The 12,361-nt window shown below is 73.1% G+C and carries 15 protein-coding genes; 5 read left to right on the top strand and 10 right to left on the bottom strand.

Going from position 1 to position 12,361, the window contains the following annotated elements; genetic code table 11:
* Window positions 1-23: 23 nt before the first annotated feature.
* Together A6A27_RS15665 and A6A27_RS15660 are read right to left on the bottom strand one after the other, a co-directional pair.
* Window positions 24-1,205 carry an acetoin utilization protein AcuC gene (locus A6A27_RS15665; protein ID WP_073835353.1) on the bottom strand — a complete coding sequence of 394 codons (1,182 nt, stop codon included), beginning with the start codon at window positions 1,203-1,205 and terminating at the stop codon, window positions 24-26.
* 47 nt (window positions 1,206-1,252) lie between these two features.
* The gene (locus tag A6A27_RS15660) at window positions 1,253-2,110 is read right to left on the bottom strand and encodes a sulfurtransferase (protein ID WP_073835352.1); all 858 of its coding nucleotides are present in this window, start codon (window positions 2,108-2,110) and stop codon (window positions 1,253-1,255) included.
* 160 nt (window positions 2,111-2,270) lie between these two features.
* On the opposite strand from A6A27_RS15660, the gene A6A27_RS15655 reads away from it, so the two are divergent.
* Window positions 2,271-2,966 carry a metal-dependent transcriptional regulator gene (locus A6A27_RS15655; RefSeq protein WP_073835351.1) on the top strand — a complete coding sequence of 232 codons (696 nt, stop codon included), beginning with the start codon at window positions 2,271-2,273 and terminating at the stop codon, window positions 2,964-2,966.
* 33 nt (window positions 2,967-2,999) lie between these two features.
* Here the strand turns inward: A6A27_RS15655 and A6A27_RS15650 are convergent, their stop codons facing one another.
* From A6A27_RS15650 to A6A27_RS45895, 5 genes are all read right to left on the bottom strand, one after another.
* Window positions 3,000-3,548: a hypothetical protein gene (locus tag A6A27_RS15650; protein ID WP_073835350.1), complete on the bottom strand. Its 549-nt coding sequence runs from the start codon at window positions 3,546-3,548 to the stop codon at window positions 3,000-3,002.
* An 81-nt stretch (window positions 3,549-3,629) separates the two neighbouring features.
* Window positions 3,630-3,872: a DUF5522 domain-containing protein gene (locus tag A6A27_RS15645; RefSeq protein WP_073835349.1), complete on the bottom strand. Its 243-nt coding sequence runs from the start codon at window positions 3,870-3,872 to the stop codon at window positions 3,630-3,632.
* A 55-nt stretch (window positions 3,873-3,927) separates the two neighbouring features.
* On the bottom strand, window positions 3,928-4,905 hold the full coding sequence (locus A6A27_RS15640) for an asparaginase domain-containing protein (protein ID WP_073835348.1): 978 nt from the start codon (window positions 4,903-4,905) through the stop codon (window positions 3,928-3,930).
* The gene (locus tag A6A27_RS15635; protein WP_073835347.1) at window positions 4,902-5,558 is read right to left on the bottom strand and encodes a class I SAM-dependent DNA methyltransferase; all 657 of its coding nucleotides are present in this window, start codon (window positions 5,556-5,558) and stop codon (window positions 4,902-4,904) included. Before A6A27_RS15635 ends, A6A27_RS15640 begins: the two co-directional genes overlap by 4 nt.
* Before the next feature lie 116 nt (window positions 5,559-5,674).
* Complete coding sequence (locus A6A27_RS45895) at window positions 5,675-6,463, bottom strand: hypothetical protein (protein ID WP_143194013.1); 789 nt, start codon at window positions 6,461-6,463, stop codon at window positions 5,675-5,677.
* Between the two features lie 183 nt (window positions 6,464-6,646).
* On the opposite strand from A6A27_RS45895, the gene A6A27_RS15625 reads away from it, so the two are divergent.
* Window positions 6,647-6,988, top strand: a complete 342-nt coding sequence (locus A6A27_RS15625) for a YciI family protein (protein WP_073835345.1) — start codon at window positions 6,647-6,649, stop codon at window positions 6,986-6,988.
* A 65-nt stretch (window positions 6,989-7,053) separates the two neighbouring features.
* Window positions 7,054-8,286: an RNA polymerase sigma factor gene (locus A6A27_RS15620; RefSeq protein ID WP_073835434.1), complete on the top strand. Its 1,233-nt coding sequence runs from the start codon at window positions 7,054-7,056 to the stop codon at window positions 8,284-8,286.
* 135 nt (window positions 8,287-8,421) lie between these two features.
* On the opposite strand, the gene A6A27_RS15615 is transcribed toward A6A27_RS15620, so the two are convergent.
* The 3 genes from A6A27_RS15615 to A6A27_RS15605 all read right to left on the bottom strand — a co-directional run bounded on the left by A6A27_RS15615 (window position 8,422) and on the right by A6A27_RS15605 (window position 10,871).
* Window positions 8,422-9,357, bottom strand: a complete 936-nt coding sequence (locus tag A6A27_RS15615) for a DUF2332 domain-containing protein (RefSeq protein ID WP_073835344.1) — start codon at window positions 9,355-9,357, stop codon at window positions 8,422-8,424.
* Entirely contained in the window at window positions 9,354-10,082 is a 729-nt protein-coding gene (locus A6A27_RS15610) for a nucleotidyltransferase domain-containing protein (RefSeq protein ID WP_073835343.1), read from the bottom strand. Before A6A27_RS15610 ends, A6A27_RS15615 begins: the two co-directional genes overlap by 4 nt.
* Before the next feature lie 162 nt (window positions 10,083-10,244).
* A complete protein-coding gene (locus tag A6A27_RS15605) occupies window positions 10,245-10,871 on the bottom strand; it encodes a hypothetical protein (RefSeq protein WP_143194012.1) in 627 nt (208 codons plus the stop codon).
* Between the two features lie 372 nt (window positions 10,872-11,243).
* Between A6A27_RS15605 and A6A27_RS15600 the strand changes: the two genes are divergently transcribed.
* Together A6A27_RS15600 and A6A27_RS15595 are read left to right on the top strand one after the other, a co-directional pair.
* A complete protein-coding gene (locus A6A27_RS15600; RefSeq protein WP_073835341.1) occupies window positions 11,244-11,648 on the top strand; it encodes a transposase in 405 nt (134 codons plus the stop codon).
* A partial coding sequence (locus tag A6A27_RS15595; protein WP_073835340.1) for an IS3 family transposase occupies window positions 11,648-12,361 on the top strand: 714 nt, incomplete at its 3' end. The genes A6A27_RS15600 and A6A27_RS15595, both read left to right, overlap by 1 nt.

Below are 12,361 nucleotides of genomic sequence, written 5' to 3'. Positions count from 1 at the left end.
GGTCGGTCCTCCCCTACCGCCGGTCAGTCGCGAGGATCGTGCGGATCGAGCCCAAACAGCGGGAAGACCGACCGGCGACTGGCCGCGATGGCCCGGTCCACCGCGTTCGGCTCGCCGTTCGGCTGCCACGGCTGATACGCCGGGTCGACGTCGTCGGTCATCCGCAGCGGCACCTCACGCCCGGGCCGCCGCTTCGCCGCCAACTCGCGCCAGGCGGGCGGGGTGAGCGTGGCCGGGTCGAGGGGCTCCCCGGTGGCCACGGCCAGCAGGTGCGTCCACGCCCGGGGCACCACCTCGACCAGCGCGTACCCCCCGCCGCCGGTGGCCACCCAGCGGCCGTCGCACAGCCCGTCGGCGAGCGCCCGCAGCGCCAGGTAGGTGGCCCGCTGCCCGTCCACGGACAGGCGCAGGTCGGCCAGCGGGTCGAGCCGGTGGCCGTCGGCCCCGCACTGGGTGACCAGGAGCTGGGGCCGGAACGCCCGCAGCACCGAGGGCACGATGGCGTGGAAGGCGCGCTGCCAGCCGGCGTCGCCGACGCCCGGCGGCAGCGGCACGTTGACGGCGGTCCCCTCCGCGCCCGGCCCGCCGGTCTCGTCGGGGAACCCGGTGCCCGGGAAGAGCGCCAGCGGGGTCTCGTGCAGGCTGATCGTGAGCACCCGCGGGTCGTGGTAGAAGATTTCCTGCACGCCGTCGCCGTGGTGCACGTCCACGTCCACGTACGCGATCCGCTCCGCGCCGAGGTCGAGCAGGCGGGCGATGGCCACGGCGGGGTCGTTGTAGACGCAGAACCCGGCGGCCCGGTCCGGCATGGCGTGGTGCAGCCCGCCGGCCACGTTGACCGCCCGGCGGGCCTCCCCGCGCCACACCGCCTCGGCGGCGGCCACGCTCGCCCCGGCGACCAGCGCGCTCGACTCGTGCATGCCGTCGAAGACGGGATTGTCCGAGGTGCCCAGGCCGAAACCGGCGAACAGCGGATCGCGCGGGGCGGCCCGCACCGCGTCCAGGTAACGGGGGTCGTGCACCCGGCTCAGCAGCTCGTCGTCGGCCGGTTCCGGCTTGACCAGCCGCACCCCGGGCCGGTCCAGCACGCCGAGTTCGCGAGCCAGCGCGATGGTCAACTCCACCCGGACCGGGTCGAGCGGATGGTCACCCATGTCGTAGGCGAGCAGGGCCTCGTCCCACACCACCACCGTGTCGTCGGCCATGGGCTCATCGTCGCACGGGTCCAAGACCCCGCCCACCGTCCGCACCGCTAGCGGCCGGACGGCCCACCGGTGGCCACCGGACGGTCCGGGTCGGCCACCCAGTTGCTCCACGAGCCGACGTACAGGGCGGCGTCCGGCCGACCGGCCAGGTGCAGGGCCAGCACCGCCTGCGCGGCGGTCACCCCGGAGCCGCAGTACGCCCCGACCGACGCACCCTCGGCAACCCCGGCGGCGGCGAACCGCTCGCGCAGCGCCTCCGCGGTGGGGAACCGGCCGTCGGTGACGTACTCCGGGGCGGGCAGGTTCACCGCGCCCGGCACGTGCCCGGCGACCGGGTCGATCGGCTCGGTCTCGCCCCGGTAGCGCGGGGCGGCCCGCACGTCCAGCAGCACCCCGGCGTCCGCGGCGGCCAGCCGGGCCGCCTCCCCCGCGTCGAGCACGGGCAGCGCGCCCGGCGCGACGGTGACGTCGCCCGGAGCCGGTGTGGGCGCCTCGGTGGAGACGGGCAGCCCGGCGGCGACCCACCCGGGGAAGCCGCCGTGCAGCACCCGCACCGCCCGGTGGCCGGCCCAGCGCAGCGTCCACCAGGCCCGGGCGGCGGACATGCCGTCGCCGCCGTCGTACACGACGACGGGGTGACCGGCGCGGACCCCGGCGGCCCGCAGCGCGGCCTGGAGCGCGGCGGGGTCGGGCAGCGGGTGCCGGCCGGCGGCACCCGGTCGGCCGCACAGCTCGGTGTCCAGGTCGACGAAGACGGCGCCCGGCAGGTGGCCGGCGGCGTAGTCGTCCCGGCCGGGCGGCCCGACGAGCCGCCACCGGACGTCGAGCAGGGTGGGCGGGTCGGCACGGTCGAGCTCGGCGGCGAGCCGGTCGGGCTCGATCAGCAGATCATCGGTTCCGGACATGCGGTCCAGTCAACACCATCCGGGCATCGACCCCACGGTTCGGCGTCGGCCGATCGTCGCAGCTCCGGGGTAACATCGATCACCGGGAGGCCGCTGACGTGAAGCATGACCTGGTCGACACGAGTGAGCGCGGAACTACCTCCGCCGAGAGGAGGCAGTGATGCGCCACGATCGACATGATCTGGTCGACACGACCGAGATGTACCTGCGCACCATCCTCGAGCTGGAAGAGGAGGGGGTGCCGCCGCTGCGCGCCCGGATCGCGGAGCGGCTGAAGCAGAGCGGCCCCACCGTCAGCCAGACCGTCGCCCGGATGGAGCGGGACGGCCTGCTCACCGTCGAGGGCGACCGGCACTTGGCGCTCACCCCGCTGGGCCGCGGCACCGCGGTGTCGGTCATGCGCAAGCACCGGCTGGCTGAGCTGCTGCTGGTGAACGTGATCGGGATGCCCTACGAGGAGGCCCACGACGAGGCCTGCCGATGGGAGCACGTGATGAGCGACGCGGTGGAGAAGCGGGTCTACGACCTGCTCAACCGCCCCACCCGCTCGCCGTACGGAAACCCGATCCCAGGGCTGGAGGAGCTGGGCGAGCCGGGCCAGCCGGAGGCCGAGCCCGCCGAGACCGAGCGCAACCTCGCCTTCCCCGGCCTCGCCGGCCCGGTGGTGGTGCGGCGGATCTGCGAGAGCGTGCAGACCGACGCGGACGTGCTCCGGCAGCTGCACGCGGCCGGCGTCGACCCGGGCGCCACGGTGACCGTGGCCCAGGAGCGCGACGGCGTCTCGATCGACCGCTCCGGCGACCGGGTCCGGCTCCCCCGCGAGGTGGCCTCCCGGGTGTTCGTCGCGGCCCGCTGACCCGCCGGTCAGGATCTTCACCGACCCCGCCGGTCACAGCCGGCGGGTGTCCACCGCCTTGGCCAGGTTGACCAGCTTGCCGGTCATCTGCTCGGCCTCCGCCGGGTCGGTCCCCGCCGGGCAGGTCCAACGCAGGGTGGCCAGCCGCCCCTCGGTGGCGAGCCAGCCCACCTCCGCCCCCGGGCCGGCCTTGCCGCTCTTCGGCAGCTTCTGCCGGTAGGCGATCTTCCCCAGCTTGCTGACCTTCGTGGCACCCCGGGGCAGCACGTCCTGGGTGAACCCCGACGTGTCGATCGACGTGTCGGTGACCGTGAGGGTCAACTCCGGCAGGAGTTTCCGCTCGGCGCGTACCACGCAGACGTGCGTGTCCCCCTGCTCCACGGCGGCGGCGACGTCGAACCGCGCCCCGGTGTGCTTGGCGATCACCCCGAAGTCGAGCAGCCGGCACGCGCCGCCGGAGGACGCCGCCGCCACCTCCACCGGCGCCGGTGCCGCGGGCGGCAGCGCCACCGGGGTGGCCTCCGCGGCACAGCCGGCGGTCAGCAGTACGGCCGAAGCGGCCAGCCAGGTCCGGGCGCCCACGTCATCCCCCCACCTCGCCGGCGGGATGCCGCCGGACGTCCGTCGGACACCGTACGGCGTGCCCGCGTGGGAGGGAAGTCCTCAATCGTCCACGTACGGACAGTGCCGGCAGCCACGGCCACAGCAGGTGCCCCGTCGGGCGAGGAACCCGGCGCTGAGCACGAAGAGCCCGCTCTCCGGATCGAGGTAGCCGGCCTCCCCGGCGGCCAGCGCCGCCGCGTGGGCGGCCAGGATCCGTTCCCGGTGCGGGTGCTCGGGCGACAGCCGGGACGGGTGCGGCTCGGTCAACGGCCGCGCCGCCAAGGGTCGTCGCTCTCCGCTCACCGGGCGAGTCTACGGAGAGCCGCTTCGCGCCCGTCCCGGACGGTTCGGTGCGGGATCACCCGTACCGGTGGAAGGCGGCGTGGACCTCGGCGCGGTCGGCGCCGCCGGCCAGCAGGAGCCGGAGCAGCACCTTCGCCTTGTACGGGTCGAGCAGCCCGCCGCAGACCAGCCCCCGCCGGAGCAGGTCGGTCTCCGAGCCGACCGCCCCGTACGTGTGCCGCAGCACCGAACCGGCCCCGGTCCGCGAGGTGAGCACCACCGGCATCCGTTCCGCCAGCGCGCCGAGCGCCGGGGCGAAGTCCGGCGACACGTGCCCCACCCCGAAGCCGGCGACCACCAGCCCGTCGAGATCGCGGGCCACCGCTTCGAGCAGCGCCACGTCGTCGTCGAGGGTGACGGTGTGCAGCGCCACCCGGGTGGCGGCGAGCCGGTCGACGTCCACCGGCGGCAGCGGGGCGCGCCGGGGCGGCCGGGTGAGCAGCCGTACCTCTCCCTCGATGACGTGGCCGAGCGGGCCGGCGTTGGGCGAGGCGAAGGTGGCCGTACTGGTGCTGTGGGTCTTGCGGACGTGCCGCGCGGCGTGGATCTCGTCGTTGAACGCGACCAGCACGCCGAGGTCGCGCGCGGCCGGCGCGGCGGCGACCCGGGCGGCGGCGAGCAGGTTCGCCGGGCCGTCCGGGCCGGCCAGGGTGGGGTTGCGCATCGCGCCGGTGAGCACCAGCGGCGCCTCGTGCGGCCAGACCAGGTCGGCCAGGAACGCGGTCTCCTCCAGGCTGTCGGTGCCCTGGGTGACCACCGCGCCGGTCGCCCCGGCCGCCACCGCCGCGCCCGCCGCGTCCACCAGATCCAGGACCTGCCGGTACGTCAGCGCGGCGCTCGGCACCGCCTGCACGTCGTGGACATCGAGCGGGATGTCGGCGAGCCCCGGCACGGCGGCGGTGAGTTCGGCCCCGGTGAGCCGGTTGACCACCCCCTGGCCGCCGGTCCCGGCCATGGCGATCGTGCCGCCGAGGGTGAACAGCGCGACGGTCATCGGTCCACCCCGCCGTCCAGACGGGTGGCCAGGAGGAACGCCTGCGGTCCCCGCTCGAAGCCGGCCTCCGCCTCGCGGACCAGCGTGGCCCGCACGGTCAACCCGGCCTCGGCCAACTGGTCGGCGAGCCGGTCCGGCGGCAGCCAGTGCACGTCGTACGAGACGGTGTGGCCGTACGCCTGCTCGAGGCGGATCCGCTGGTCGCCGGCCTTGACCGCGAGCAGCAGGTGCCCGCCCGGCGCGAGCACCCGGTGAAACTCGGCGAACACGACGGGCAGCAGTTCAGGCGGCAGGTGGATGATCGAGTACCAGGCGACGAGCCCAGCCAGCCGGGCGTCCGGCATCGCCAGGTCGGTCATCGAGCCGATGTCGAAGCGCAGCTCCGGGTACGTCCGGCGGGCTACCTCGACCATGCCGGGCGAGAGGTCGACGCCGGCCACGTCCAGCCCGAGGTCGCGCAGGTGGGCGGTGACCCGGCCGGTCCCGCAGCCCACCTCCAACACCGGTCGGCCGGGCCCGACCTGCTCGGCGAACGCGGTCAGCATGCCCCGGTCGAGCGGGCCCTCCACCACCTCGGGGAGCAGCCGGGCGTAGTCCACCGCGACCGTGTCGTACGCGGCGCGGGTCTCGGTCAGCCAGGTCGGTTCGGTCACGACCGGAAACCCTAGTCGCCGGCCGGATCCGTCCCGGCCCCGAGCCGGGTCAGGTACGCGACGAACGGCTCCGGCCTTCGCGGCCAACGCCTGACGTACCCGGCGTCCGGGAGGCGTCAGCTCCAGCGCAAACTGGCGATCTCCTGCTTGAACTGCTTCAGCGTGAACGTGCCACCCTCGGCTGGCTCCAGCCGCAGGGAGTAGGTCACCTTGCCGACCTCCCACCACACCGTCCATGACCTTCCTGGATCACCAGTGACGGTGCCGTGACGCGAGCCGATCGAGAAGGTCCCGACACGGTCGGGGAGGTTCACTCCCGCAGTGCGCTGCGCGCTCACGAGCAGCGCTGAGCCGCCGGGGCCGTTGTAGCCCTGATGCCAGCCCTCGTCGGTCGACATCCAGTGTGACGAGAACGGACGCCACCGCTTGTCCGAGCGCAGGTCCGGCAGATCACGCTCGAAGTAGATCGGCGGGGTCAGTCCGGTGGCGGCGTCGCGGAGCACCCGGCCACCGAGCGGCTTCGGCAGCGAGACGACGACGGGAACGGCACCACCGCTGGCGGCACAGTCGACTGCACCAATGATGCGAGCGTTCACCGAGATGATCACCTGGGCGTCCTTCTGCTCAGTGATCGTGGCCTGCGGTTGCCAGAGCTCCTTGCATGGGACGTCGCCCGGACCGCTGTACACGGTGATGTCGGTGCCATTTCGAGCCACCATCGCCGACGCCCAGGGCAGCGTGGCAGGCCCATCCGACGGTGCCGCCGCGGCTGTCGAGGTTCGGGGTGCCGCCTGGTCGGCCGCACGTCGCTGGAGAGAACAACCGCTGGTGAGTGCGAGGGTTACGGTGACCGCTACTGCCACAACGGTGACCCGGCGCTGGCCGAGCCCATCATTGATCGCCATAGCCGCCTTCGCCTTGTCGTCGGACGCGCCGGACGGCAGCGTACGTGATCATCCGCTGCCCCGGCGGCCCCCGCACCCGCCGCACAGCCCGGGCAAGAAAATTTCCCCGGGGTGTTGTCGAATCGGGCGGGAACCGTCCGTCGGTGAGGCAGCAGAGGGAAACGACAACCCGAGGAGAATCCGATGACCCAGTACGCAGTCCTGATCTACTCGCCCGCGCCGGCCGACCCGACGGAGATCACGCCCGACTACCTGGCGCTGCTTGAGCGCTACCCGGCTCAGGTCGAGGAGCTGGGCGGCCGGATCGTCACGGGGTTCGCGCTGCAGCCCAGCACCACCGCCACGGCGGTCCGCGGCGACCTCGTCACCGACGGCCCGTTCATCGAGGCCAAGGAGGTCGTCGCCGGGTTCTTCGTCCTGGAGGCGCCCGACCTGGACGTCGCTTTGAAGATCGCCAAGCTGAACCCGGCAACCATCGACGGCGGCGTCGAGGTCCGGCCGCTGTTCGTCCCGCCGGCCGAGTGACCGACGCCGGCACGACCGCGGCCGAACGCGCCGTGGCGGACGCGCACCGTCGCGAGTGGGCCTTCGTGCTCGCCGCGACGGCGCGCGTCGCCGATGACCTCGACGTCGCCGAGGAGTGCGTGCAGGACGCGTACCTGGCCGCGCTGGACGCCTGGGCGCGAGACGGCGTACCCCACAAGCCGGGCGCCTGGCTGACCGCGACCGCGAAGCGCAGGGCCCTCGACGTGCTGCGGCGGCAGAAGGTGTTCCGGTCCAAGCTGCCGCTGCTGGTGGAGCCGGTGGAGGCCGAGGTGGCGGACGAGCCCGGCGAGGACGCGGTGCCCGACGACCGGCTACGGCTGGTCTTCACCTGCTGCCACCCGGCGCTGGCCCGGGAGGCCCAGGTCGCGCTGACCCTGCGCCTGGTCTGCGGGGTGAGCACCGGCGACATCGCCCGGGCGTTCCTCGTCTCCGAGTCGACCATGGCCGCCCGGGTCACCCGGGCCAAGAAGAAGATCGCCGCCGCCCGGATCCCCTACCGGGTGCCGGAGGCCGCCGAGCTGCCCGAGCGGCTGGACGCGGCGCTGACCGTCATCCACCTGCTCTACACGACCGGGCACACCGCCCCCTCCGGCACCGAACTGGTCCGGGCCGACCTGGTGGACCGGGCGCTGCACCTGACCCGCATGCTGCTGGCCCTCATGCCCGACGAGCCGGAGGTACGCGGGCTGCTCGCGCTGCTGCTGCTCACCGACGCCCGGCGGGCCACCCGTACCGACGCCGAGGGGCGGCTGCTGGTGCTGGCGGAGCAGGACCGGTCCGCCTGGGACCGGGCCGCCATCGAGGAGGGCAACGGCCTGGTCCTCGGCGCGTTCCGGACCGGCCGCGTCGGCCGGTACGCGCTCCAGGCGGCCATCGGCTCGCTGCACGCCGTCGCGCCCAGCTACGCCGCGACCGACTGGCCCCAGGTGGTACGCCTCTACGACGAGCTGTCGAAGCGCTGGCCGTCGCCGGTCGTCGCGCTCAACCGGGCCGTGGCGGTGTCGATGGCCGACGGCCCAGCGGCCGCCCTGGTCGAGGTCGACGCGCTGGCGCGGGACGCCCGGCTGGCCGGCTACCACTACCTGCCGGCGATCCACGCCGACCTGCTCCGCCGCCTCGACCGCCACCAGGAGGCGGCGGAGGCGTACCGGGCGGCCCTGGCCCTGGTCGACAACGACACCGAACGCGCCTACCTCGCCACCCGCCTCGCCTCCCTCACTCCCGACGAGGGCGAGGAGAGGCCGGCGCGCGGCGCGGGCGGGAAGGCGGCGCGGTAGGGCGCGGGGTGGGACGCCGACGAGCTGGCGGAAGGCGGTCGGGGAGGCGAAGCCGACGAGCGTGCCGACCCGTTCCACCGGCTGGTCGATGCGTTCCAGCACCTGCTGGGGCCGCCAGCCCGGGCGCCGGAGGCGCTACCCGAACCAGGTGATCGCCTGGCCGTGCCCGCGGGTCCAGGCGAGCGGCCTGCCGTCCAACGCGAGCACGTTGTGATGTACCTCGGTCGGCGGCGCCGGCAGGGCGTCGTAGCGCAGCACGTCCGGCGCCTCGTTCGCGATCCAGTGGCCGGGCAGCGCGCGTACCACCTCGGCGAACGCGGCCCGGCGGGACGCCGGCACCAGATACAGCACCGAGGTGTGGAACACCACCAGGGTGGCGCCGGCTGGTGCCTGCGCGGCCAGCGCCGGCAGGTCGTCCACCAGGTCACCCCGGACGAGCAGCGGCGGGTCGGCCGCGGCGACCGCCGTGGCGGCCCGCAACCGGATACGGCGGTGGGTGTGCTCGGGCCAGATGAGGGCGTCCAGCCACGCCACGTCCGCCGGGTCGGTCACGTCGAGCGGGTTCAGATCCAGGCCGGCCCGCCACACCACCTCGGGCAGGCGATCCGGCACCACTATTCCCGTGGCCGCGCAGTCGAGGACCGGCTCGCCCCCGCCGAGCAGGTGCTCGCCGTAGCGGTAGGCGTAGCGGTCCGGGTAGAGGCACAGGCCGGCGGACGCGCCGACCTCCAGCAACGCGAGCGGCTGCGGCAGCGCGGCGAGCACCGGCAGCAGTACGGCGCACCGGCCGGCCTCGTTCGTCTGGGTCGACCGGGTACGCAGCTCCGCCTCGATCGCCGGCCAGTGCGCCAAGGTGTAGGCGTGGAACGCGGCCGGATCCTCGACCGGCCCGCCGAGGAGGCGGACCACGGCGAACAGCAGGTTCGGCTGCCGCTTGGCGGGTGGAAGCGCCTCCAGCAGGGCGAGCAACTCACCGTCCTGGGACACCGCCAGGGCCAGCCGCTCGTACGCGGGGGACACCCCGTACGCCTCGCGGGCGCCGAACCTCGCGTAGGTGGCCGCGGTGGTCATTGCCCCTCCCTTCGTGCCCGGGCGACGGTCCGCCGGGCGTCCCGCCAGGCGATCAGGGCGGTGCGGAGCCGGGGCGAGGGCATGCTCTCCCCTCGGCGTCGGGCGGCAAGTTGCTCGATCAGCCAGGCCGGGGCGGCGGCCTGTTGGACGGCTCCGGACTTGGTGAGCAGTTCGCCGGTGCCGAGCGCGTGGCGCCCCCGGGCCATCGAGGTGAGACCGAGGTCGGCGATGACGGGGTCCCACCACAGCCACGGACGCCGGGCGGCCCAGGCCCAGTAGCCGGTGAGTTCGGCGTGCGCGGCGGCCCGTACGTCGTCGTTGCTCATCGGGGGGAAGATGTCGCGGGGAACGGGGCCGAAGATCGGGTACCCGTGCCGGACCAGCTCGGCCCGGGTGATCCCGGAGAGGATCCGCTGGACGAGCTGCCCGTGGGTCCAGGTCGGATGCCGCACCCCGACGTCGAGCGCAATCGCGGTGTCGACGTAGACGCAGCCGAGGTTCAGCCCTGAGCCGGTGCCGGCGTCGAGGCGCCGGTGCACGTCGGCGAGCGCGGCCTGCCGGGCTTCCTCGACGGGACCATCGACCAGGGCGACCAGGTCGAGGTCGCTGACCCGGGGTATGTAGTCGCCGGTCGCCAGCGATCCGGCGACCAGCAGCCCGCTGACCCAGCCGAGCGCCGCGAGTTCCCGGCCGAACTCCTCGACGACGGGCGGTGACGTCACCATGACGGCAGTCTATGGAGCTTTCGCGCCGCCACCTGCCCCGTGCCGGTGTGAGCGTCGCCATCATCCGCCGCCATCGCTCGGCTGGCGGGACAAGAACCAATCCGGGCCGACTCTCCGCTTTGGCGGTCGAGCCTGGTCGGCCATCCTCTCCCGGTTGAGGCGTTAATCGGCTGCTTGCTGGTGGGTACGCCAGTCAAGGCGATCCAGCAGCGCCGCCGTCAGGGCGGTTCGATTTCCCGCGCCGATCCCTTCCAGCGCCTTGTTCACCACCGCGCCGGCGTCATCTGGAAGCTCCTGCGGACCGAGCATCGGCAACATCAGCATGAGGCGCTGCGCCCACGTCAGCCGGTCGTCCGGCAGCGCGGCCGCGGCCAGTAGCTCCGCCCAGGTCATGGCGGATGAGAATCCATGGCCCTCGACCGAAGCGACCAGCTCCACCGGTCGGTCCGGCCGCTGCTCCACGAAGTCGAGTCCCATCTCCTCCTCGAGGTTGCGGTACACGATCCTGAGCCAGCGATCCTCGGCGAGCCGCACCGAGATCACCAGCCACCGCTCGGGGTCGCAAAGCGCGGCGAGCATTGCGTCGTATTCCACGCGGGCGACCTGGAAGGCCCTCTCCGCCTCCCGTACCTTGCCGAGGGGATCGGACAGGTAGTGGAACCAGAAGGCCGGATGCCTTACCGCGTCGTCCGCGCCGTGAACGGGCGCGTCGTACTCGTTGTCGTGATCCGGCGAAGCAATGGTCGTGTAGCCGGGGATGGTGAACGCGGGTCCGATCGTCAGCGGCATCATCCGTATTCAACCCGACCCGTCCGACACCATGCTCGCCTGCGAAGAACGGGCCCTGGTAAGCGTTCGCCTGACCGGCCGCAAGCTCGCTCGATAAACGAGGGGACAGGACCTTCTCCCTGAGGCACTACGAACTTGATGTCGTAGACGATTCATCGACATCGGCGGCGGCAGCGCGCCGCCCCGGCTGAATCGTCTGCGTCATCAAGTTCGTAGCGTGTGAACCACCATCGGTCAGGCTGCCCGGACCCTGTCTGCCAGGGTGAGTTGAGGCCAGCGGCTCGTAGCAAGTTCCGCTGACAGGGCGAGATCAGGGATTGAGAAGCGTTGAGCGTTTCTGTTGGTACCGCGTCGGCCCAGGATGATGGGGTCATGAGTCGTAAGCGAGGTCCGCGGTCGGACGGGCCGCGGGCACGTCGGTCGTTCACGCCGGCGCAGAAGCTGGACCTGTTGACCCGTTACGAGCAGGCCGTGGCTGGGGGTGAGGGTGGCGCGTTCCTGCGTGAGCAGGGGTTGTACTCGTCGTTGATGAGTGAGTGGCGCCGGGCCCGTGACGCGGGTTTGTTGCAGGGCAAGCCGGCTGGGGAGACGGTCGGGAGGCCGTCGGCGGAGCAGGCCGAGATCGCCCGGTTGCGCCGTGAGCTGGAGTTGGCGCAGGCGAAGCTGGCGCGGACCGAGACGGCGTTGACGATCATGGGAAAAGCGCGCGAGCTCTTGGAGGACATCTCCAGGAGCGAGCCGGACGGTCCGGACGTGTTCGGGCTCGGCAGGCACTGATGGCCGCCTATCATGCGCTGACCGCCGGCGGGACCTCGACGCGTGCTGCGGCGCGGGTGACCGGTATCGCCCGCGCGAGCGTGGATCGGGACCGGCGGCGGCCAACTGGGCTGCGTCCGGTGCGGCGGGCGCCGGCCAACGCGCTGTCCGCGGTCGAACGGGCGGCGGTGTTGCAGGTGCTCGACAGTCCGCAGTTCGTCGACGCCGCCCCGGCGCAGGTGTACGCGGTGTTGCTGGACCAGGGCCTGTATGTCGGGTCGATCGCCACGATGTACCGGATCCTGCGGGAGCACCGTCAGGTTCGTGAGCGCCGCCGGCAGGCCCGGCATCGTCCCCGGACCCGTCCGGAGTTGGTGGCCACCGGCCCGGGGCAGGTGTACTCGTGGGACATCACCAAACTCGCCGGCCCGGTCAAGGGCGTGTACTACGACGCCTACGTGATGATCGACGTGTACTCCCGCTACATCGTCGGAGTCCGGGTGCACTCCCGCGAGTCCGGACCCCTGGCCGAGGACATGATGCGCCAGGTGTTTACCGTGCACGGGGTGCCACACGTGGTCCACGCCGACCGGGGCACCTCGATGACCTCGAAGTCCGTGGCCGATCTGCTGGAGGACCTGGGCGTGACCCGGTCGCACTCCCGACCGAAGGTCAGTAATGACAATCCCTTTAGCGAGGCGTGGTTGCCGGGTAGCGGGCAGGAATCGCACCTG

This window comes from Micromonospora sp. CB01531, from assembly GCF_001905095.1.
Taxonomy (GTDB): domain Bacteria; phylum Actinomycetota; class Actinomycetes; order Mycobacteriales; family Micromonosporaceae; genus Micromonospora.
The sequence above is the reverse complement of the archived record's forward strand: the minus strand, read 5'-3'. Positions and strand labels throughout refer to the sequence as shown.

Excerpts from the sequence above, each read along its gene's own strand:
- A6A27_RS15665 (WP_073835353.1), bottom strand. The coding sequence starts at position 1,205 with ATGGCCGACGACACGGTGGTGGTGTGGGACGAGGCCCTGCTCGCCTAC.
- A6A27_RS15660 (WP_073835352.1), bottom strand. The coding sequence starts at position 2,110 with ATGTCCGGAACCGATGATCTGCTGATCGAGCCCGACCGGCTCGCCGCC.
- A6A27_RS15655 (WP_073835351.1), top strand. The coding sequence starts at position 2,271 with ATGCGCCACGATCGACATGATCTGGTCGACACGACCGAGATGTACCTG.
- A6A27_RS15640 (WP_073835348.1), bottom strand. The coding sequence starts at position 4,905 with ATGACCGTCGCGCTGTTCACCCTCGGCGGCACGATCGCCATGGCCGGG.
- A6A27_RS45895 (WP_143194013.1), bottom strand. The coding sequence starts at position 6,463 with ATGGCGATCAATGATGGGCTCGGCCAGCGCCGGGTCACCGTTGTGGCA.
- A6A27_RS15625 (WP_073835345.1), top strand. The coding sequence starts at position 6,647 with ATGACCCAGTACGCAGTCCTGATCTACTCGCCCGCGCCGGCCGACCCG.
- A6A27_RS15615 (WP_073835344.1), bottom strand. The coding sequence starts at position 9,357 with ATGACCACCGCGGCCACCTACGCGAGGTTCGGCGCCCGCGAGGCGTAC.
- A6A27_RS15610 (WP_073835343.1), bottom strand. The coding sequence starts at position 10,082 with ATGGTGACGTCACCGCCCGTCGTCGAGGAGTTCGGCCGGGAACTCGCG.
- A6A27_RS15605 (WP_143194012.1), bottom strand. The coding sequence starts at position 10,871 with ATGCCGCTGACGATCGGACCCGCGTTCACCATCCCCGGCTACACGACC.
- A6A27_RS15600 (WP_073835341.1), top strand. The coding sequence starts at position 11,244 with ATGAGTCGTAAGCGAGGTCCGCGGTCGGACGGGCCGCGGGCACGTCGG.